The organism is uncultured Methanobrevibacter sp. (assembly GCF_900314615.1).
Lineage (GTDB): Archaea > Methanobacteriota > Methanobacteria > Methanobacteriales > Methanobacteriaceae > Methanocatella.
On record NZ_OMWA01000017.1, the window covers coordinates 1 to 21,181 of the forward strand.

Here is a 21,181-nt window from a genome sequence, read left to right on the forward strand (position 1 = left end):
GTTAATCCAATTCTATTGGCCACAATTAGGATAAAACTCATAATTAATTGGTAAATTGATTGAAAATACTTACAATAATCACGTATTGTTCTGTCACTTGGTTCTATGGCATGTGAAATTAAATTATACAAGCGATTGTACTTTGCATTATAAGCCAGTTTCACTGTACTTGTGATTTTATTTATATATCCATAAAAAATTAGTTTTATCATATCTTTGAGGTCAAAAGGTGGTTTTCCAACATTGGAAATTTTTCGTTTGATTTTAAAGAAATTAAAAGTACCATCAACGATTGTTGATGCAAGATACATTAGTTGAAATTCATCTTCCATTTCTTCTATTTCCTTGCTTTTATCGCTCAAAATATAGTTATTCAAAATCATATCAATTAAAAACTCCTATATTGAATTAAATAATTATAGATTTAACTACAATTAATTATATATTTGTTATTTCTAATATAAATAGATTTAAATAACTTATAATTAGAATAATTAGTAATAAAGTATTAAAATTAAATATTAGTAATTTTAAAAAATAATTAGAATAAATTACCTCCAACAAGAGGATTAATTTAAAAAATAGAGAGTATTTATGGAAAAAAATTTGCACAAATTAAAATTGAACAAAATTTAATAAAAATAGAAAAAATAGGTTAAATTGAATTAAATTTAAAGCTTAATAATTTCTGCCAACACTCAATTAGTTCATATATTTGCAAAATTATAATATATTGTTTTTACAAATAATTAACTGTATAAAATTTGGAGAAGATAATCTTGAAAATTTATAAAATTAGTTTATTTATTTTAATGATAATGATTTTCTCTGTTGGATTTGCTTTTGCTGAAGATGCAAACCAGGCTGATTCTACTTTCGGGGTAACTAATGATACAGTTATTTCTGATGGTGGATCATCTAATTATGGAGATTTACAGAATGAATTTCCAAGTGGTGTGTCTGGAGCGGTAAATTTAGCAGCGAATTATACTTTTGATGAAACAAAAGATAAGTATAAGCAAGTTGAAATAATAGGAAGTCCGGGCAAAGAGATTGTAATAAATGGTAATAATCATGTTATTGATGGAAATGGTAAAGCTGGTGCTTTAAAAATTTCCAATGCTACCGTAACTATTAAGGATTTAGTTTTTAAGAATTCTGCAATCTCTTCCATTATTGTATCTAATTCTACTTTAGTTTTAAATAATGTATACTTTATGGATAACAATGATAGTGAGTCTGGAGCTGCGATTTTCTGTGATTATGGAGCAGTAACTGCAAACAATTGTCTCTTTTCAGATAACTATGCTCCTAAAGGTGGTGCAATATATGTTTCAAGAGGTGATTTGGAAACTATAAAATCTACATTTACAAATAAAAATCCTGTTGACTGGTCTTTAGTTTATGCTGTAAGGTCAAAAGTTAATGCTCAGCAATGTCTTTTTGAAAATGCTACTTCCAAATATGCAACAGCGCTATATGCGGATACTTCTAATGTAAATATTTTCAATTCTAGATTTAACAATTTATCAGCAAGTGTTACTGCAGGTGCTATTGCCTCTAAAAGGATGACTAACCTTACTGTGAAAAACTGTGAATTTGAAAATATCCGTTCTGTTAAAAATGGTGGTGCTATTTTTGCTGATATTAATGCTGACAGCGAAAATTTAAAAGGAACTACTTTAGTTAATGCCACTAAATTTATAAACTGTAAGTCCGGATATGGTGGTGCAATTTTACAATTAGGCGGATCTTTAATTGTTATTTTCTCTGATTTCATTGGCAATGATGTGGATTATAATGGTGGTGCAATCTATGCATCAAATGCTACTTTCTATGCTGGAAGAGATAATTTCACCAATAATCAGGGATATAGTTATACTGAAGGGGGAGCTATATATTTAGATTATACTAATGATGTTGAAATTGAATGGTGTGAGTTCACAAATAATAAGGCTGCTGTAGGTGGAGCTATCTGTTTAATGGATTCTACATTTAAAGTTACCAATACTACTTCTCACAATAACGGAGAATTCATTCACGCTTATTTCGCTGGAAAAGGTTCACATTTCGCAGATTGTGAAAATGATGATAAATATAATTTAGACGACGTCTACTATCAATTTTATGTTAATCATGAAGGAAAACAGATTGTTTTAAATCCTATTAAAATTAATGGAAGTGCAAGTGATGAATCCTTTGACTTACGTGATTTCAATGCTGTAACTCCTGTTAAAAACCAGGGGTCTATGGGTGCTTGCTGGGCGTTTGGTACTGCAGGTGCAATCGAGTCCGCATTTAAAATGGCTACTGGTATCGAATTGGATATTTCTGAAGATAATATTCAAAATTCTGGGTTAAGATATTCCTACTATGGTAAACCTTCTATAACTGAAGGAGGATACCTTACCAGTGGTTTAGGATATGTTTTAAGCTGGTTAGGAATTGTTAATGCTGAATATGATAGTTATGATGAACTTGGTAAAATATCTCCTGTAATTTTCGCTGATAACTCTTATCATATTACAGATGCTATTAGGGTGAATAATAAAGATAAAAATGCAGTTAAAGAGGCATTAATTAAATACGGAGGATTAACTATTCATGTTAATGGGGCTGATCCTAACACTCCGTTCTATAATCCTAAAACTGCCGCATTATACTGTAACGATTCATCTTTAGGTAATCACTTTGTTACATTAGTCGGTTGGAATGATACTTACAGTGCGTCCAATTTCAAAATAAACCCTGGAGTTGATGGTGCATGGATTTGTAAAAACAGTTGGGGATCTGGCTGGGGGGATGGAGGATACTTCTATCTTTCCTATGCTGATGCTCCATTTAATGGTGCAAGGGCTATAGGTTACATTATCAATAACACTGATGTTTACAATAAAGTTTACCAATATGATATTCCAAGTTATGACGGATTTTTACGATACAGTAGTGTTGATCACCTTTCTTACGTTAATAGCTACATATCTTCCGGAAATGATTTAATCGCAGCTGTTGGAACTTACTTCGATAATGATAAAACAGAATATACAATCAATATTTACGTTAATGGAAATATTGTTTACTCTCAGAACGGAAAATCATTATACACTGGTTTCCATACAATCAAGCTCGATAAGACTATAGCAGTTAATAAGGGAGATAGAATTTCTGCCGAATTTGAAGTCAATACAAATATAGTTCCTTATGTTGGAGATTCCAGATTATACTTCGAAAAAGGAAATTCAATTGTAAATACTGAAAATGGTTATGCAGATTTAGCTGAAAAGGCCAGAACTGCCGTTGTTAAAATATACACTTTAAACAATGTAAATAATGTTGCAGGCACAAAATCATTCTTCTCAAAAAGCGCCACAGTTGTGAAATATGCAGTCGATGGTGCGGTACTTGTAATTTCTGAATTAGGTAAAACTTTAGGTTGGGCTACTGTTAACAATGGAGAAGCAGTATTCAACACTACATTTAAACCTGGAAATTATACTATTTCCACTACAATTAACAATACTGAAATTATATCCACTTTTGAAGTATTGCCTACTATTATCGTATCTGATGAATTTAATGTTACCTACAATTCAAAATATCCAATTGAAATTACTTTAATGGATGATAACGGCACATATTTAAATAATACTAATGTAACCGGATTTGTTGATGGTAAACAAGTCACTTTAGGCACTACTGATGGAAACGGATCTTTGATTATTTCCCCTGCTGATTTGAAATTAAAAACAGGTATTCATAAGATTGTTGTGGTCAATAATGTAACAGATGAAGAGGCTTTCGTAAATGTTAAAGTAGCTTCAAGATTCTCCGGTGCTAAAAATATTTCATTGTATTACTATGATGGAACTGCATTTAAAGTAAGAGTATATGATGATGCTGTATTGCCTGTGAAAAAAGGTACAAAAGTAATTTTTAACATTAAAGGTAAAAATTATGCAAGATACACTGATTCAAAAGGATATGCTTCATTTAAGATACCTAATGTGGTTACACCTGGAACATACAAAATTAAAGTTAAATATGCTGGTGAAACTGTTACAAAAACAGTTAAAGTAAAACAGGTCATTAAAGCTAAAAAGACTGTAACTGTTAAAAAATCCGCTAAAAAACTTGTTTATAAAGTAACTTTAAAAGGCAAAAAAGTTCTCAAATACAAAAAAGTAACCTTAAAAGTTAAAGGTAAAACATTAAAAGCAAAAACAAACAAAAAAGGAGTTGCTCAGTTTACCATTAACAAGAACATTATCAAAACTCTTAAAGTAGGTAAAAAATATACTATGAAAGTTACCTATCTTAAAGACACTGTTAAAAGCACTTTAAAAGTTAAACGTTAGAGATTCCCTCTCTAACTTCTATTTTTTTTTAATTCATTTTTCTTTACAGTTTACATGTGCTGTGAAATAATTTCTGTTTATTTGCCAATATTTTCGTTGCATTATCTTTAAATAGTCATGCATTAAAATAGTTCAATTGTACGTTGGCAGTATTTTAATTGAAGCTTCATTGAATATTCTGTAATGACTGTCTTTTTATGGACTTTTTCTTTTTCTTTAGAAACATGCAGTTATATAATTTCATCCAAATCATCAAAAACATCGCAACAAGGATTTTTTCCGTCGTTAATGCATGTTTTTACAGCATGTGCTGTTTTTAAATATTGTAAAAAAATAGTTTGGATGATAATAAAAAAGTTAGGGTGTTATGTGTCCTTAAAAAATAGAAATGGGGAAAAGTTAAAAAACTTATTCCCTGAAGGTTATATTTTCTTTATAAGTGTTTGTTTTACCGTTTTCATCGGTGAACTCTACGGATAATTCATGCTGGTCACTGAGAAGTTTCAACATGTCATATATTATCTGGGTTAAATCATTTTTGGTTGTTCCGTTGAAGATCAGTTTTCCATCAAGATATACTAGAAGAACTCCATTTGTAAAATCAAAATTAAAGAGTTTATTCAGTGTATCTAATGTAATCTGATTGTTATAGATTGGTATTTCTTCATTGTTACTACTTACAATCATTGTTGAGTATTCCTGGCTGTTGTATGATGAACTTTCTTCATCATTATTGTTGCTATAGTAATTTCTGGAATATGTTTCCTGACTGGAACTGTCGTCAGAAATCGCTTTGGAACTTCCTTTTTTAGGTAACTTACTTTGTTTTACCGGATCAATTTTTGTATTGTTTATGAATGTATTGTTTTTGAAACTGTCAATCATGGATGGGTATTTAGAGTAAACTGATGCATCATCACTTTCACCATACCTTGCATGATTGTTCTTGAAAATATTGTTGTTAATGCGGGCATGGAATCCAACCACCATTATTGCCCCAGCACGTTTTTCTGCAATATTGTTTTCAAATCTATTTCCTTCAATGGTAATTTTACCATTTCTGACCATAATTGCTGCTCCGGATTGTCCTCTATTGTTGATAAAGGTTGAGTTTTCTATGCTTCCATCTTTACCGTCCCAATAGATAGCTCCACCAAAGGTATCAATATATGCATTAATCAGAGTAAGTCCAGTTATTTTCACGTCATCTCCATCTATTTGGAATATTCTTGCTTCTTTATTTCCGTTAATTGTCATTCCGTTACCGTTGAGTTCAAGACTTTTGGATATCAATATGCCGCTTGATAAGTCTTTATCTACAGTAGGATTATAAGTATAATTTTTTGTTAATGTTAATTTGTCTTTTGCACCGTCAATAAGTTTTTTCAAATCTGTAAATGTTCCGGTACTTTTTGATTTATCGCTGCTTTTTTGTAAGGTATTTTCCTTAGAAACAGTTAAAATATCGTTTGCATCTTCAGCACTGCTGATAACTTCATTGTCAGAAGCGGATTTTAAAGTATCTGCCTCATTCACTGAAATAGACTCCATATCGGAATCTTGTTCGTACATAGTCATATTCATGGTATCGTCAGATGTTGCACTGATTGCACTTACGCCGCATAAGAATATCATGAATATGATAAATATTGTTAAATAATTTTTTAATTTCATAATTTACCTTTTTTTTAAAATTTTCATCTACTCATTTACTGGATGGCCGCATCCTGAACAGAACATGTCCCCAGGTTCAAGTGATCGTCCGCAGTTACTGCATTTCAGTTCCTGCTGTACTTTGTTTCCGCATTTGGAGCAGAACATCGCATCGGGTGCTAATTTGTTACCGCATTTTGTACAGAACGCTGCATCTCCTTGTGGCTGGTCATTTGCTGGCTGTTGTGGAGGTGCCTGGTTTGCCTGTTGCTGGTTGGTGCCAAAGTTCTGACCGCCTGCAAATAATCCTCCGGCCATGTTTCCGCCTACGTTGTTTCCAAGCATCTGGCCGAATGCCATTGCCATAGGAAAACCGGCTACCATTCCGTCAACTCCTCCTTTGTTTCCAGGGTTTTCAGCATATTTTTTAGCAACATCAGCCATCTGTTCGTCAGCCCAATTAAATCCAAGTGCTCCGTATTCCATTTTTTTGTTCAATACGTTTTCAAGCTTTTCGGTTTCTTCTTTAGGCACAATAATGTTGGATATGTAAAATGTAACAAGATTTACACCATATTCCTGGAAATCCTCTTTTAACTTTTCATGCAAAGCCTGAGAAATGTCCTCCAAATGCTGGGTAATGTTGTAATAACTTACTTCAGACATTATTTTTGACAAGTAGTTTTTAACTTTAGTTGTGATTTTGCCTTTGAAATAGTCTGTAACCTGATCGATAGTGTTGAAAGTTTGTGTTCCCACCACGTTGGTCATGAATTTTTTTGCATCATCAATAACAATGTCCATTACTCCGGATGCTCCAACATTTATTGGTATCTGGAATGTGGGTTCAATAACCGGAAAACGGCTGCTTGTTCCCCAAACCACATTTAATGAAGTTGCTTTATTGATGAAATACACTTCACAATGGAACTGGCTTACGCCTTCGGTAGGAATGTTAATTAAGTTTCTCAAAATAGGAATGTTTCCAGTTTCGAGGGTGTACTTTCCCGGACCGAATTCATCCAGTGCTTTTCCATCCTTATAAAATATGGCAACTTGTGATTCATGGACAATTAATTTTGAATGTGTGTTAAAATCTTCTGCAGGATGTTTCCAGACTAATGTGTCTTTGTCTCCTTCAAATTTAATTACTTTTAAAAGTTCAACCATTTCATTTCCTCCATTTGGATTATATTATTCCAAAGATCTTTTTAGGTTTAGGTTTTTCATATTCTGAATTGTATTCATGTATCTTTTCAACATATGCGTCAATATATTTGTCATGCTCTCCTTTATCGAAAAAGCTTATGTACTTGTACATCGGTGTGTGAATGTCAATTGAGTAAATCCAGCAGTCCACTGCATCTTGGTAGGTGTCATCAGTTATATTTTCGACTAAATCTCCATAATTATTTAGCAGGTAACTTAATTCCAAAAGAACATTTGCATACCATGCAAAATACTCTCCATCAGGATGTTCGTATTCCATTTCTTCAAAATAGGGTCCATAATAACTTTCAACTAGTCTTATTGTTTCATCTGTGAACAGGTTTATTGCTTCATTTTTCTCTTCTACATCTTCTAGGCCTTCAACTATTGATACTGCAGAGGCTGTTGAACTGTAAAATTCATCAATTGCTCTTTCATCTAAAAAATCATATAAAAACGCTCTAAAGTATCCGGCATAGAATTGGGCTTCCCAATCAAATGGTTCTTTGATTAATATTTCACTGTAATATTTATGTCCAAATTCACTGTCTCCGTTATCACGGGCTCTTCTTGCAAGTTGATATAAGTTATCTAATTCTGAAGAAAATTCTTCTGAGTATTGCTGTTGACTTTCTCCTGTCGGAGCATCATTTGCTGGAAATTTAGTTCCGCAAGCCTGGCAGATATAAAATCCACCTTCTCTTGTAACCATGTTGCTTCCGCACATTTCACACATTAATTCGTTCATATAAACTACCTTTTAATTTATATGTATATTATTTTGTTTATAGGGGTATTTTAATTTTTTTTAATTATTGGAGGCTTCAATTAATCAGTTGTTGTTTTTCATAATATCTGCTTCAGTTCATTTAGACTCAAAAATATGATAATCATTTGATTAAAGATGAGGAATATTTCGAAGTTACTTGCTGGCACTCTTGGATTAAATGTTCTCAAATTTTGGTATGCCTAAAAATATAGAAACATTTATATACTAGGTCAACCAACTTTTATACAAGTGACATGAATTTAGGTTAACCTAAATTTTCACTTTAAACAAAACATATTATTAGTCAATAATATAAAATCTCCAAAATTAAATATTAAATTAGCTTTTCACAATTTTCTAATTTAATATTCGGGAAAATTTTAATCTGCCGAAATTTTCCAAACGAATTCGATGTTTTAACTCTCCATTAATAAACATCTTAAATTCATTATACTCTCTTTTGAAATGGCGGCGAAATTCCGCTGTTTCCCACTCCATATTTTTTTTGATCATTTTTTATTTTAATTTTTATAAAATTTAGGTATACCTAAAAAATAGAAACATTTAAATACTATCTTGCACAATCTAATTTTAGTGATAAAAAATTAGGTATGCCTAAAAATCTAATTTTAATTGCTAGTGTTTTTTTTGGTTAAAGACCATATTAATACACTCCGATTAATTGCTAAATTAGTTTACACTCTCTTTCTAATTTAGTAAAAGCATATAACTACTCTCAAGAAATTAAATATGGGAGCCCATATTTAATTTCACCTATCTTATTCTTTTAAACACTTTTTTTAATTAATTAACAGTTTATTAGGTAATATTTAAGTACAATAATTAAGAAACTAAAATATAACTTAATTAAAGTAGGTAATATTATGGATAGAACAAGAAAAATAATTATTGCTATCTTGATTGTTGTTCTCATTTTGCTTGTAGCAATAATTGGTGGGGCACTGTTCATCGGCAAAAATTCCGAACTTTCAAAAGGAAACAAAAACATATTGGTTTGTGCAATTGATGAAAGTGAATCTAGGCCGGGAATGGGTGCTTGTGACATGTGTTTCATTGTAACATTGAATAATGGTACTCTAAAAAATTATACTGCTGTTTATCCTGGAGGACTGACACATCCGACTGCAGCTGAACCTGCTGAAGCTCAGTCACAGGGTGCGGGATCTAAATTGCTCCTTCACGATGCATTTTGGGATGCTGACAACGCTAAATCCATGCAGCTTGCAAAAGAAATTGTAGAATACAACACTCACAAGGAAATTGATTCTGTTGTAGCCGTAAACAGCGAAGCACTTGATGCTATTCTTAAAGAAGCAGGCACATTGGAAATCAATGGTAAAAACACTACAGCTAGTGGTATTGATATAATCCGTGAAGAAGACTGGGGTCAGGGCGTTTCCAGAGGACAGGCAGTTCTTGACATTGTTAAAGCAGCAGCGAATGCAGCTAAGAATCCTGATGTAAAGTCTGCAATGGTTAATGCCGCACTTGACCAGTTTTCTAAAGGAAATATCGTCATGGATAATCAAAATGAATTTGTAGGATTACTTGCATCAAAAGGAATTGAAACCATCTTCGGTTAATTCCTTTTTTTTAAATTTTTGGTTCTAATTTTTTTATAAAAACTCCCATAAACATCACAATCATCGGAAAAATAACTGTATAAATTAACATCACTATATTGGATGGAATTATATCTCCCATTACAGTTGAACCCGCCATCAGCATTATCAGGCTGATAACTGGTGCTAAAATAGCTATAAATGTATAAATCAGAATAAATGAATTTAATTTCTGAGAATATTCCTTTAACTTTATCTGCATGTCAAAAGAAATATCCTCAGCTATCACTTCCAGACTGTTGGCCAGATTTCCTCCGACTCTTAAGGTACCTACGAGCTGCTGGACGGCTCTTGTCAAGCCTTCGGATTTTACTCTTTTTGACATTTCCAAAAGCGAATCTTCTGTTGATTTTCCAAATTTCACCTCTTCGAGAACCCTGTTCAGTTCCTTTGAAAATGTTCCGTAATCTGCATTTCTAATTGTTATCAATGTATCATGAAGTCCTTTTCCGGACTTTAATTCTATGCTCATATGCCTCAAAGCATACGGTAAGTCCTGATTCAAATCGGAATAATTTCTCTGATTTTTCATTTGAGGATAATACAAAATAAAAATGTAGGTCATTGCAGTTATTGTGAGAAATATTCCTGCAACTTCCAAAGGAGAAACGATAAGTAAAATTACAATCAGCACTGCCAGAAGAATCAATGTGGACTTTTTAAGCATTAATTTCATTAGAATTTCTCTTAATTTATCCAAAAAAGTCACGTCCTGAGAGGAGGTCTTGCTTTCAACCTCAAGATTGAGTCTGGAAAATATGTTATGGATTTTTTCATTGTTTTTCTCCTGATTTTCCTTATCAGTGTTTTTAAAAGAAAAATTTTTGATTGATGATATGCTTGACAATGCTAAATCACCAATCAGGATAAAAAATCTGTTGAGCATCATATCACCTGTTTAAAATAATTCTCTCAAGAACATTGTCGCCGTTTTTGAAATACAAATCCAGGACGTTTTTAACTTCTTCTACTGAACGAATGTCTTGTTTTACCATATGTTTCAGTACGAGTTCTCTTTTTTCGATTTCCTTGTGAAGTTCAGTTATGGATTTTCCGCTTAAAGCTGCAATCTGTGATAAAGTTTTACTTGAAACGCTCACATTATCGATGGTGTCTGTTTCAGGATTCCATTGAAATATCTTATTCAGCTGAATTACACCTTCTTCCATTCCGACAATTTCTGCAACTTCACTGATTCTTCTGTATGAAACTCCTGAAGAAGTATAAATCCTGTTCTGCATTATGATAAAGTCAATTGCTTGAATCATGATTTCGGGAACTTTCATGGGGTCGTTGGTAAGTCTTGTTATAGTTTCTCTTGCATCGTTTGCATGCAATGTTCCAAATCCTGAATGTCCGGTATTCAATGCTGTAAACAGTGTTATCGCTTCGTCGGCTCTTACTTCTCCTACAATGATTCTGTCCGGACGCTGCCTTAATGCGTTTTTAACAAGGTCGTTCATTGTAAGTTCTCCCTTGTTTTCGACATTTGCAGGTCTTGTCTCCATCCTGATTACATGCTCGTGGGGAATCTGAAGTTCTAGAGTGTCTTCTATTGTAATGATTCTCTCCTTTGGATTTATAAATGATGCAAGTGCATTCAGTGTTGTTGTTTTTCCCGAACTGGTTCCTCCGGAAATGATTGCATTTGCTGATTTTACTCCAAGCCCGTCAATGCACAGCCATAAAAAAGCGGCCAGTTCAATGGAAAGGGTTTTTGATTTAATCAAATCAATTATGGTCAGAGGATCCTTTTTGAATTTCCTGATTGTAAGTGAAGGCCCGTCGGGAGATACCGGAGGGATTGTAGCATTGATTCTTGATCCGTCAAGTAATCTGCCATCTAAAATAGGAGATTCCTGGTCAATTCTTCTGTTGATTTGTCTTGCAATTGAATCGATTAAATCAGTCAGTTCCTTTTCATCGCTGAACTGGATATTGGTTTTCATCATTCCGTACTGTCTGTGATAGACAAAAACAGGCTTGTCGATTCCGTTAATCATAATCTCTTCCAGATCATCATCCTGGATTAACGGGTCAATTTCACCATATCCGACAATATCTCTGAGGAGCTTGTTTGCTAACCTGTCCAAATATTCATTTGAGATGTCAGTATTTTCACCGTTGTTGGAAAGCCTTTGAAATAAAAAGTGCTTGATGTCATTTAACAGTCTTGATTCATTTGGCTGGAAGTTTTCACCGGATGATATGGCTAGGTCAACTAAATTTTCACGAAGTTCTCCTAAGATAATTTTTTCCTTGTCACTGTAATTTTGTTTGACTGTGTTATATTGCGGTATAATCTCATTATTGTTCATATTTTCACCTATAAAGAATTTTAATCACATTATAAGATTAACAGTCATTATTTATAAAGTTTCTATTTGAATCGAAAGCATTATAACTGATTAAAATCAATTCAATATTATGAAAGCAATTTAGAGGTGATTTTATCTTAGATATTGATGAAAAAATTCGCTCACTTGATGAATGTGAAAAATGCTGTGATGTCCAAATCAAAAAGTTTTCCCCGTTAAGGGATTTGATAAACTTTGAAGATTATGATGGGGATTACATGAGATGCGTTTGCGGAAAAAGGCCTTTGGATATTGTCATGAGCCATATCTTAAAAATCATGATTGAATCGGAAATAGTTCCTCCAAAAGCAACATTGAGACGAAATTCCCCAGTTCCTTTATGTGATTTTTACTACAGCAGTTTAAATCCGCAATTTATTCAAAAAAATACTTTAATACTTCTTCATCCTGATTTTACCTCTGAAGTTGCATCAAAATTAATTGAAGAAGTGCCTGAAGTGAAATGTGTTTTAAAGGGAAGTCCGCAAAATCTTGCAGGGCAATTCGACAGGGATTCACAAATAAATCACTTTGAAATTCTCGAAGGTGACGATACTCAGATAAATGTCATGAGAACACTTCTAAAAGAAAAAGTAATCATTGTCAAGCATCAGTCAAAGCACCATATAGAAGTTGCTGTAACAACAGAGCAGAAACTTTTAAGGCTGCATAATTATCTAAACAATAACAATATTAAAAAAGGAGTGGCTATTGATGCCATGTGCGGTTTAGGGGCTTTGGGAATTTATCTTTTAAAATACGGTTTTGAAAAGGTAATATTCAATGACATAAATCCTGAAATGATTGAGGCATTGAAAAATAACCTTGAGATAAATGAAATTTCTCAAGGATATGAAATTCATACTGGAGCTTTTGAAGATTTGGATTCTGATTATGTAGATTTATGTGTAATTGATGCATATCCTGGAGCAGATATCTCTGAAATTACTGAAAAAGCAGAGAAAATAGCTGATAATGTGCTGATTATCTAAGCTATAAACAGCTTCTTTCAAAATCTTCCTGAACTACTTCCAAAAGCTGTTTTATTGAATTATTCATATTTATTTCGGTAATTTTAGATTTTGAATTGTACATTTGAAAAACATATTCCTGGGCAAATGAGCGGCTCATAAATTCAATATTTTCGAAATTTATGACTGTGATGTTCTCTTTATTTATATAATCAAAGATTTTTTTTGCAGTTGGTGCTGTTCCTAGTTTTTTGGGACATTTTTCATCAAGTTTTAATTCAAATTCAGGCATTGTTATCATCTTCAATTTTATTTATGTTTTTAAATTTTAAATATTTATAGATATTATCAACTTTTTTGTTTTTGATTTTTAAAATAACAAATGTTCCATTAATATTATGGTCGTTAAAGTAGGTTTTCGCCCCATTTTTTGTAACTGTGCAAACTCCACTTCCGGATGCTATTGTCATATTACCGCATAAACCTAATGTTGTTATTCTTGCAGTTGAATTAAGACCTCTTCCTCGAAGACTGTATTTTTCTTTATCACTGGTTTTTCCGTTAATTGAATCAAATAATGCTTCACAATCATTTTCAGATGGTATTGATGCATCTTCAAAACTTTTTGGAATTCCAATTCCGTTATCAAAAATGCAAATATTAATGTCTTCATCACTTTCATTAATTATTTGAATATAAGCATTTTCAAACTTTGAATGTTTGTATATGTTAACCAGTAATTCATATAACATAAAATCAATACTTTGAATGTCAGCATCCTTTGGAAGAAATTTCAGTATTTGATTAGTGAATGTTGATAGATATTCATCTATTTTTTCTGAAACTTTGTTAAAATCATTAAAACTGTAATGTTTTAATTCTTTGATTTTTAAAGATTCGTCACTGATAATCATATTGAACTCCTCGTTTGAAATTAAGTTATTGGACTTGATAAAACATAATACTGGTAGAGTTATAATCAAATTCAATTCAAATTCTCTATTGTTTTTAATTTTTGTAATGATGTTATTTATTTCTTTGATTTTTTCCATTTTTTCACCTCAGATAAACATCTGCATATAAATTACTATTGCCGGAATAATCAGAACTCCCATAAGATGTGATTTTCCAACTCCAAGAAAGTGAGGAAGCATTCCCATTGCAGTTGAAGTAATCAGGGCCAATGTCATATATCCGACCGGGGCCTGATAATAAAATACGAAAATGTATAAAATCACAATCTGAAGTATAATCACTCCAATTGAGAGTTTTTTATAATCAACACGACTCATAAGTCTTGAAAAAGAATCACCTAATTTAAGAGCCAGAACAAGTGAAACGGAAACTGCAATCAGTGATGCGAATATGAAAATCACAAGATGGTTCAGATTCATCTCTGAGATAAGATAAGACATGTAAACGGCTATTCCGCTTCTCGGATTCCCGATGATATAAATTGCAATAAGCGAAAACAGACAGTCTGAAACGTTGAGCCCGGATGTTGCAAGCAAAAAGTTTACAGTATCGTCATCGTCATTGTCACTGGCTCCACTTGCAGCCTGTGCTATCACAGTTCCCTGTGCAGGTCCAAATCCCGGAAGGAATCCTAAAATTGCACCCGTAATTCCTCCGGCAAAAATACTTTTGTACTTGTTGAAATCAAGTTCAAGTTCATAAAAAGGATTCTGGTGTGGTATGGTTGATGATTCGTTCAGGCTGAATAAAATGGTGCTTATCCCGAAAAGGCCTGAAAATGTGCACATCAAAGACACTCCCGATGAAATGGGAGTCTGAAATGTAATCCATCCAAGTATTCCTGAAAGCACAAACAAAAGCAGAGACCATAGGAAATCCCTTCTTGAACTTGTCAGACTGTAAGTCAGATAAATTGATGCAAAAAGCAATATCGCCCATGTAAACGGCTTTGAGACGTCATGTAAAATCGGAAGAATCACTGCAAAGACTGGAAGCATGAGGATTGTAACGATAATTGCTCCAAAACCTCCGACTGAAACTATTCTAATCACTTCCTTTGATCTTCCCTGCAATACCATTCTGTGGCCTGGAAGAATTGAGGTAGCTGTTCCTTCCTCGGGAACTCCCAAAAGCATAGATGGAACAAATTCTATCAAAGCATGTGCTATTGACATCGAAACCATCAAAACGCATAAAAACTCCGGTGAGAGGAACGTCAGAAGAAATGTTGAGGAGGCAAATAAAATTGCTCCGGCCGTGTTGACATGTATTCCAGGTATCATTCCTGTAGTCGTTCCTATTAAAATACCTATGAAACAAGCAATAACTAATTCTATCATGCTTATTTCATTGTTTAATCTATAATTTAAACTTTGTTGAAGCTATTTCGCTTAATTGTTCTTATTTATTAAAATTGCGGTTGTTTAACAAAATTGTTCTCCTTCAATAGTTATAAATGTGTTTACTTTGATAATATTATATATGGTTGATGCAAAAAAAGTCATGGCAATCATTTTTGCCATAATCATTTTAATGGCAATCCGCTTTGTAGTCGTAGGGACTGTTGTGGATTTCATATCTCCTACTGCTTCATTTTCCGACCAGGTTGTGGAAGATATCGGGGGAGATAATTTTTTAGTTGCCACTCTGAATCATTCAAGAAAGATGGGTGAAGAGTCCATTCCTGATGCTAATTTTACGGCATCTAAAGGAGTATATGGGTGGTACGGTGCAAAAAACATATCGTTTCTAACTTATTCTGGGAAAAATGAATATATGGTGGTCTGGAAGACAACTCCTGATAAATATGGATTTTTAACAAATGAAAGCGTAAATCAGTATATTTCTGATTATCTCACTGACAGGCCAGGCAAATGTTTCATTGAATATTCCTATCAAAACAAGTGTGTCTACGGAATAGTTATTGTAGGTGACGACCCTCAATTCACGGAATCATGGCTGATGCATGGAATTCTGGGATTGAACAAAACGGAATTTCCTCTGGTATATTCTGGAGGCACTCCAAATTATAGTGTCAGCTCATCTGGTGATGGAGGACATTATCATACTGTTGTACCTGACAGGTATACTTTGCCAAGAACAGATCCCGGTGCATATTATGACCATTATGAGTATGGTGACAATTATGATATTGATGATTATCTGGAGTCTGAGGGATATGATTAAAATTGATTTCTGTTGAATTCCAGTGATTTCAAGGATATTTTTGACAGTAACTTCAGAAGGTCTTCATGGGAAATGTCAAGATCTTCACAAATCATTTCATCCCATTCCTTTTCCTTTTTTATTATGAACTCTGCAGTTTCAATTCCTTTTGGTGTTAAAGTGATTTTATAAGCTCTTTTGTTGTTTTCATCAACTTCTCTAATAATCAGTCCTTTTTCTTCAAAGTCCTTGAATGCTCTTGAAACTCCGCTTCTGTCCATAAGACATGCCTTTGCAATATCTGACTGGGTGTGTCCCATTTCATAATATAGGAACAGTAACATGTAATATTGGCTAGGTAGAATATCAGTTCCATTTTTAATGTGTTTATTTATGTAAAAATCATGTGTCTTGCTTAGAGAAATCAAATGGTTGACAAAAAATGGAGAACCTTTAATAATATCATCATATTCAATCATAAAAAATCACTTATAATATATATTAAAATCAATGTTTAAATACTATTTGTAACAATATAGTCACAGTGATTATTATGAACAGAAAAATCATCATCATTTTGGCAATAATTGGGGTTGCTGCTGTATTGCTCACTCCAGCTTTTGCAAAGGAAAATGTAAACGTAAAAATCTCCACTGACAAGTGGCTGAACGGCAAGGGAGTAATCATAATCAAGCTTGTTGATAGCCATGGAAAGGAGATTAAAAGCTCAGGTAAACTTCACTACATCATTACTGATTCAAACGGTAATTATAAATGGGCGTATGCGCCCTACAGCAAGTTTCTTCGTCTTAAATATGATCCAGGAACATACAATGTTAAAGTAAAATTCGATGGAGATAAAAAATATAAATCCGTTTCAAAAACTCAGGATGTTGCTGTCACATCCACCAGTTCCGGCTTTGACGCATATACTTATTATGACAATCACAACTGGGGATTAAACCAGGAAATTGATGACTACATTGAGTATAACTACTGGGATGAAGAAATCTATGATGATGCTGCAACCTACGATGGTGAAGGGCCTTAAAATTCGTTAATAAGATAATAATGGTGTTTATTTTTGAAGAGTAATAAACACCAGCTATTTTTTTTGGAAAATTATGAAAAGCCAATTCAATATCAAATATTTATTTTGTAAATTTTATTAAAACTTGTTAATTAAAAAACATTTGTGAACCCGTCAGTCAACGGGAGATAGCTTGATTAATCTTATAAACAATAGTTTATAACTGCCCAAGAATAATTTTACAAAAAATGGTAAAAACATTAAGTAAAAGACTATAATCATACTTTTAATGAATTGGATGGAGAATACTCAGTGGGATTAACTTGAAAAATTTCAAATCTTAAAAATAGAGTAGTTGGTGTTTATTTGGTTGAGGAGAGTTATAAACACCAATTGTTTTTTTAGGAAAATTTGGCAGATAAATTTTCCCGATATTGAATTAGAAAATTGTGAAAAGCCAATTCAATATCAAATATTTATTTTGGAGATTGTATTATTATCGACTGATAATATGTTTTGTTTAAGTGAAAATTTAGGCGTACCTAAATTTATGTCACTTGTATTAAAGTTTGTTTTCCTAGTATATAAATGTTTCTAAATTTTTAGGCATGCCTAAATTTTTAACCTGGAAAACTCAACATAAAAAATAACTTATGTTATATAACAATAGTTATTTTTACTATATAAAAGTTTTGATTTTAAAATTAAAATTAAAAAAATAATGGTGATTTAAGGTAATCTCAGTTTCCGTATCCGAGCAATCTTAATATGACATATAATACTAGAATTACTGCTAATATGATGAGGGAGGTTTTCATAGGCATGAATCTTGTTTTCTTAAATTCCTGATCCTTGACCTGTCCTGTTTTCATGATTCTTTCCTTTTCAAAGGAACATTTCTGATAAATTTTTTCTATATCGTTTGGAAGTCTGCCTTTTTCGTTTAAAAAGTTAATGGTCTTATTTAGGTATTTTATAGCTTCACCATCGTTTCCCTGATTGACACAGCAGTAAGCTGCCTTATAATTGAAATTTGTAATCATTTCCAAATCCTCTTTTACTGCACTTTCCTTTTGGATACACATATCATATGCCTTTAAAGCATCTTTATACTGTTTAAGTTCAAACAGTGCATCTCCTTTTGAGTTTAAAGCCATAAGGGTGTCTTCATTCTGCAGGGATTTGTCCAGATATTCAATAGCTTCACTGTTTTTTCCCATTTTCTGCAGTGCCACGCCTTTATATAAATCGGATTTTTCATCTCCGTTAGTGAGGGTTTCATATTTGTTGAGGTATAAAAGAGCGTCATTATATCTTTTTGCCTGAATCAGCAATTCGATTTTTCCCATCAGCACTTCATTTTTGCTGATTCTTGGTTTTTCGATTTTGGAATATGATTTGTATTTGTCATAAGCGTTATCCATCAATTCAATTGATTCATCGATTTTTCCCTTATTGAATCGTGACAGTGCCTTGTCACAGATTACATTGATTGATCTAGGTTGTTTTTCCAGGTATGCATTGAAGTATTTTTCACCGTAATCTCCGTTGTCATGGTTTTCATCATAATATTGATAATATAATCCTTTTTCTTCGAGGGCTAATATGTAACCTGCATCGTTTAACATATCTAAAATTGTCAGATATTCATCAATATCGTCTTTTCCATGTCTTTTCCGAGCAAGTTTAAGTGCCTGTTTATATTCTTCATTTTCAATATATTTTTGGGCTTGTTCAACAGCATTACTCATTATATCAACCTAGTAAAAATCGTTTTTTGTAATATGTATAATTACTTTTTAATATAAATATTTTATTTTTTTCTTTGGCATGCCTAAATATTTAAATAACATAAAATCAAATATTAATATGTTTAGGTTAACCTAATTTTTTGTTAGGGTTTATAAACTTAAACTAAAAAAATTTTTTTAGTAAGGAATAATATTTTAAAACGTAAAATATTATTCAAAAAAGTTAATAAAAACGGGAGAATGGTTAATGACAGATTTAATTATTGGATTGGCAGGAAACCCGAATGTGGGTAAAACTACTGTATTCAATAGGTTAACCGGTATGCGTCAGCATGTAGGTAACTGGCCTGGAAAAACTGTTGAAAGAGCTGAAGGTAGCTTTTCACACGGCAGTTACAAATATGATGTTATTGACTTGCCGGGTAACTATGCATTAAGTGCTCATTCTATGGAAGAAATCGTATCAAGAGATTTCATCGTAGATGATGATTCTGATGTTATTGTTAACGTGGTTGATGCTGCTAATTTGGAACGTAATTTATATTTAACAGTTCAAATGATGGAATTAGGTGCTAACTTAGTAATGGCACTTAACATGAACGATTTTGCTAAGAAAAAAGATCACATTATCGATATTAAACTGATGAGTGAACTTTTAGGATTCCCAGTTGTAGAAATCAATGCTAAAAACGGCGACGGATTTGAGGAATTGTTAACAACTGTTGAAAAACAGTCTAAAAATCCAGTTGACTCCAGTGCGAAACTGGCATATGGTGATGAATTAAGAGAACACTTGGGTGATCTTCAGGCATTAATCGAAAAAGACAATAATTTATTGGATGTTCCTTCAATATGGACTGCAATCAAATTATTGGAAAGAGACTCAATTGTTATACAAAAAGTTCAAGGATCTTCTCAAAGCTCTGCAATAATGAAAGAAGTAGACAAAGTTGCAGGCCACCTTCATGACCTTTATGATGAAGGTGCAGAAGAAGTTGTTGCAAACGCAAGATATGCATATATTGGCGGGTTAATGGCTGAAGCTGTTAAAAGACCTGCTGTTGAAAAAGAATCCACTACTGATAAAATAGATAAATATGTAACTAACAGAGTACTGGCTCCAATCATATTTATTGTTATAATGTTCTTATTATTCCACTTGACATTTACAATTGCAACTCCGTTCTGTGAGTTAATAGACGCAGGTTTTGCATGGTTAGGTGAATACCTGGCAGGTGCCGTTGGAAATGAAGTTCTCGGTTCCTTCTTAGAAAAAGGTATTATCGGGGGTGTAGGTGGAGTACTTGTGTTCTTGCCGCAAATTATTCTTATGTTCTTATTCTTAAGTATATTAGAAGACAGCGGTTATTTAGCAAGAGCTGCTTTCACTTTAGATAGAATTATGCATGTTGTTGTTGGTCTTCACGGTAAAGCTTTCATTCCTATGATTTTAGGATTTGGTTGTGGAGTTCCAGCAGTTATGGCAACCAGAACCATGGAAAATGAATCTGACCGTTTACTTGCAATGATGCTTATCCCATTCATGTCATGTAGTGCAAGATTACCAATTTATGGTATTTTTGTCGGTGCATTCTTCACTGCACATGAAGGTTTAATCTTACTTTCAATCTATCTTTTAGGTATTGTTGTTGCACTTATTGTTGCAGGTATTCTTAAAAGAACAATGTTTAAAGGAATATCCGCTCCATTTGTAATGGAACTTCCTACATATAAAATCCCTTCCGTAAAAGGTGTATTATTACACACCTGGGAGAAAACCAAAGGATTCCTCAGAAAAGCAGGTACTATTATTCTTGGTTCCGCAATTATCATCTGGATTTTAAGCTCCTTACCATTTGGTGTTGAATACGGATCACAGGAAAGTATTCTTGGTATGATTGGTAGTATAATTTCACCAATATTAATCCCTCTTGGTTTCGGAACCTGGCAGGCTGGTATTGCGGTCCTCACAGGTTTAGTTGCTAAAGAAGTTGTTGTATCTACTTTCGCTACACTTAATGGACTTGAAGAAGATGATGAAGAAGGTACTATGTCAGTGGTTCAGGAAATTTTCACACCACTGTCTGCATATTCATTCATGGCATTCTGTCTGCTGTATGTACCTTGTTTTGCTACAATCGGTGCAATCAAACAGGAAACCAACAGCTGGAAATGGCCGTTAACAATGGCAGGTATTACCTTAGTAACTGCGTATATCGTTTCCTTCTTAATCTACAATGTAGGTTTATTAGCAGGATTCGGATAAGGTTGAACTTAAAGGATGATGATTATATCATCCTGT

17 protein-coding genes are annotated in these 21,181 nt (G+C 32.9%); 6 read left to right on the forward strand and 11 right to left on the reverse strand.

The window, feature by feature from the left end; translation table 11 throughout:
* The coding region (locus QZN33_RS06390; RefSeq protein ID WP_296790123.1) for a transposase at nt 1-362 on the reverse strand (362 nt) is incomplete at its 3' end.
* A gap of 456 nt (nt 363-818) precedes the next feature.
* On the opposite strand from QZN33_RS06390, the gene QZN33_RS06395 reads away from it, so the two are divergent.
* Nucleotides 819-4,355, forward strand: coding sequence for a C1 family peptidase (locus QZN33_RS06395; RefSeq protein ID WP_296790124.1), 3,537 nt, complete (start codon nt 819-821; stop codon nt 4,353-4,355).
* 408 nt (nt 4,356-4,763) lie between these two features.
* Here the strand turns inward: QZN33_RS06395 and QZN33_RS06400 are convergent, their stop codons facing one another.
* From QZN33_RS06400 to QZN33_RS06410, 3 genes are read right to left on the reverse strand one after another with little or no spacing between them, the layout of a single operon-like run.
* Nucleotides 4,764-6,029 carry a hypothetical protein gene (locus QZN33_RS06400; RefSeq protein WP_296790125.1) on the reverse strand — a complete coding sequence of 422 codons (1,266 nt, stop codon included), beginning with the start codon at nt 6,027-6,029 and terminating at the stop codon, nt 4,764-4,766.
* Between the two features lie 27 nt (nt 6,030-6,056).
* Nucleotides 6,057-7,178: an SPFH domain-containing protein gene (locus QZN33_RS06405; RefSeq protein ID WP_296790126.1), complete on the reverse strand. Its 1,122-nt coding sequence runs from the start codon at nt 7,176-7,178 to the stop codon at nt 6,057-6,059.
* 19 nt (nt 7,179-7,197) lie between these two features.
* Complete coding sequence (locus QZN33_RS06410) at nt 7,198-7,965, reverse strand: TFIIB-type zinc finger domain-containing protein (RefSeq protein WP_296790127.1); 768 nt, start codon at nt 7,963-7,965, stop codon at nt 7,198-7,200.
* A gap of 905 nt (nt 7,966-8,870) precedes the next feature.
* Here QZN33_RS06410 and QZN33_RS06415 point away from each other — a divergent pair.
* Nucleotides 8,871-9,590, forward strand: coding sequence for a DUF4012 domain-containing protein (locus QZN33_RS06415; protein ID WP_296790128.1), 720 nt, complete (start codon nt 8,871-8,873; stop codon nt 9,588-9,590).
* Between the two features lie 10 nt (nt 9,591-9,600).
* On the opposite strand, the gene QZN33_RS06420 is transcribed toward QZN33_RS06415, so the two are convergent.
* Complete coding sequence (locus QZN33_RS06420; protein WP_296790129.1) at nt 9,601-10,515, reverse strand: type II secretion system F family protein; 915 nt, start codon at nt 10,513-10,515, stop codon at nt 9,601-9,603.
* A 4-nt stretch (nt 10,516-10,519) separates the two neighbouring features.
* On the reverse strand, nt 10,520-11,947 hold the full coding sequence (locus tag QZN33_RS06425) for a CpaF family protein (RefSeq protein WP_296790130.1): 1,428 nt from the start codon (nt 11,945-11,947) through the stop codon (nt 10,520-10,522).
* A 257-nt stretch (nt 11,948-12,204) separates the two neighbouring features.
* Between QZN33_RS06425 and QZN33_RS06430 the strand changes: the two genes are divergently transcribed.
* Nucleotides 12,205-12,978, forward strand: a complete 774-nt coding sequence (locus tag QZN33_RS06430; RefSeq protein WP_296790131.1) for a methyltransferase — start codon at nt 12,205-12,207, stop codon at nt 12,976-12,978.
* Between the two features lies 1 nt (nt 12,979).
* Here QZN33_RS06430 and QZN33_RS06435 read toward each other — a convergent pair whose 3' ends face one another.
* From QZN33_RS06435 to QZN33_RS06445, 3 genes are read right to left on the reverse strand one after another with little or no spacing between them, the layout of a single operon-like run.
* Complete coding sequence (locus QZN33_RS06435; protein WP_296790132.1) at nt 12,980-13,249, reverse strand: STAS-like domain-containing protein; 270 nt, start codon at nt 13,247-13,249, stop codon at nt 12,980-12,982.
* Nucleotides 13,242-14,009 (reverse strand): ATP-binding protein, encoded by a 768-nt coding sequence (locus tag QZN33_RS06440; protein WP_296790133.1) that lies wholly within the window; start codon nt 14,007-14,009, stop codon nt 13,242-13,244. The genes QZN33_RS06435 and QZN33_RS06440 overlap by 8 nt, the downstream gene beginning before the upstream one ends.
* Nucleotides 14,010-14,018: 9 nt before the next feature.
* A complete protein-coding gene (locus tag QZN33_RS06445) occupies nt 14,019-15,272 on the reverse strand; it encodes a tripartite tricarboxylate transporter permease (RefSeq protein WP_296790134.1) in 1,254 nt (417 codons plus the stop codon).
* Nucleotides 15,273-15,414: 142 nt separating this feature from the next.
* On the opposite strand from QZN33_RS06445, the gene QZN33_RS06450 reads away from it, so the two are divergent.
* The gene (locus tag QZN33_RS06450; protein ID WP_296790135.1) at nt 15,415-16,119 is read left to right on the forward strand and encodes a hypothetical protein; all 705 of its coding nucleotides are present in this window, start codon (nt 15,415-15,417) and stop codon (nt 16,117-16,119) included.
* On the opposite strand, the gene QZN33_RS06455 is transcribed toward QZN33_RS06450, so the two are convergent.
* A complete protein-coding gene (locus QZN33_RS06455) occupies nt 16,116-16,577 on the reverse strand; it encodes a MarR family winged helix-turn-helix transcriptional regulator (protein WP_296790136.1) in 462 nt (153 codons plus the stop codon). The two genes, QZN33_RS06450 and QZN33_RS06455, sit on opposite strands and share 4 nt — an antisense overlap.
* A gap of 74 nt (nt 16,578-16,651) precedes the next feature.
* On the opposite strand from QZN33_RS06455, the gene QZN33_RS06460 reads away from it, so the two are divergent.
* Nucleotides 16,652-17,149: a hypothetical protein gene (locus QZN33_RS06460; RefSeq protein ID WP_296790137.1), complete on the forward strand. Its 498-nt coding sequence runs from the start codon at nt 16,652-16,654 to the stop codon at nt 17,147-17,149.
* 719 nt (nt 17,150-17,868) lie between these two features.
* On the opposite strand, the gene QZN33_RS06465 is transcribed toward QZN33_RS06460, so the two are convergent.
* Nucleotides 17,869-18,879 carry a lipopolysaccharide assembly protein LapB gene (locus tag QZN33_RS06465; RefSeq protein WP_296790138.1) on the reverse strand — a complete coding sequence of 337 codons (1,011 nt, stop codon included), beginning with the start codon at nt 18,877-18,879 and terminating at the stop codon, nt 17,869-17,871.
* 247 nt (nt 18,880-19,126) lie between these two features.
* On the opposite strand from QZN33_RS06465, the gene feoB reads away from it, so the two are divergent.
* Complete coding sequence (gene feoB, locus QZN33_RS06470) at nt 19,127-21,145, forward strand: ferrous iron transport protein B (protein WP_296790139.1); 2,019 nt, start codon at nt 19,127-19,129, stop codon at nt 21,143-21,145.
* Nucleotides 21,146-21,181: the final 36 nt, after the last annotated feature.

Bases quoted from the DNA above. Each gene is read 5' to 3' on its own strand.
- QZN33_RS06430 (WP_296790131.1), top strand. From the start codon at position 12,205: ATGAGATGCGTTTGCGGAAAAAGGCCTTTGGATATTGTCATGAGCCAT.
- QZN33_RS06395 (WP_296790124.1), top strand. From the start codon at position 819: ATGATTTTCTCTGTTGGATTTGCTTTTGCTGAAGATGCAAACCAGGCT.
- QZN33_RS06440 (WP_296790133.1), bottom strand. From the start codon at position 14,009: ATGGAAAAAATCAAAGAAATAAATAACATCATTACAAAAATTAAAAAC.
- QZN33_RS06465 (WP_296790138.1), bottom strand. From the start codon at position 18,879: ATGAGTAATGCTGTTGAACAAGCCCAAAAATATATTGAAAATGAAGAA.
- QZN33_RS06460 (WP_296790137.1), top strand. From the start codon at position 16,652: ATGAACAGAAAAATCATCATCATTTTGGCAATAATTGGGGTTGCTGCT.
- QZN33_RS06405 (WP_296790126.1), bottom strand. From the start codon at position 7,178: ATGGTTGAACTTTTAAAAGTAATTAAATTTGAAGGAGACAAAGACACA.
- QZN33_RS06455 (WP_296790136.1), bottom strand. From the start codon at position 16,577: ATGATTGAATATGATGATATTATTAAAGGTTCTCCATTTTTTGTCAAC.
- QZN33_RS06400 (WP_296790125.1), bottom strand. From the start codon at position 6,029: ATGAAATTAAAAAATTATTTAACAATATTTATCATATTCATGATATTC.
- feoB (WP_296790139.1), top strand. From the start codon at position 19,127: ATGACAGATTTAATTATTGGATTGGCAGGAAACCCGAATGTGGGTAAA.
- QZN33_RS06425 (WP_296790130.1), bottom strand. From the start codon at position 11,947: ATGAACAATAATGAGATTATACCGCAATATAACACAGTCAAACAAAAT.
- QZN33_RS06435 (WP_296790132.1), bottom strand. From the start codon at position 13,249: ATGCCTGAATTTGAATTAAAACTTGATGAAAAATGTCCCAAAAAACTA.
- QZN33_RS06420 (WP_296790129.1), bottom strand. From the start codon at position 10,515: ATGCTCAACAGATTTTTTATCCTGATTGGTGATTTAGCATTGTCAAGC.
- QZN33_RS06450 (WP_296790135.1), top strand. From the start codon at position 15,415: ATGGTTGATGCAAAAAAAGTCATGGCAATCATTTTTGCCATAATCATT.
- QZN33_RS06410 (WP_296790127.1), bottom strand. From the start codon at position 7,965: ATGAACGAATTAATGTGTGAAATGTGCGGAAGCAACATGGTTACAAGA.
- QZN33_RS06445 (WP_296790134.1), bottom strand. From the start codon at position 15,272: ATGATAGAATTAGTTATTGCTTGTTTCATAGGTATTTTAATAGGAACG.
- QZN33_RS06415 (WP_296790128.1), top strand. From the start codon at position 8,871: ATGGATAGAACAAGAAAAATAATTATTGCTATCTTGATTGTTGTTCTC.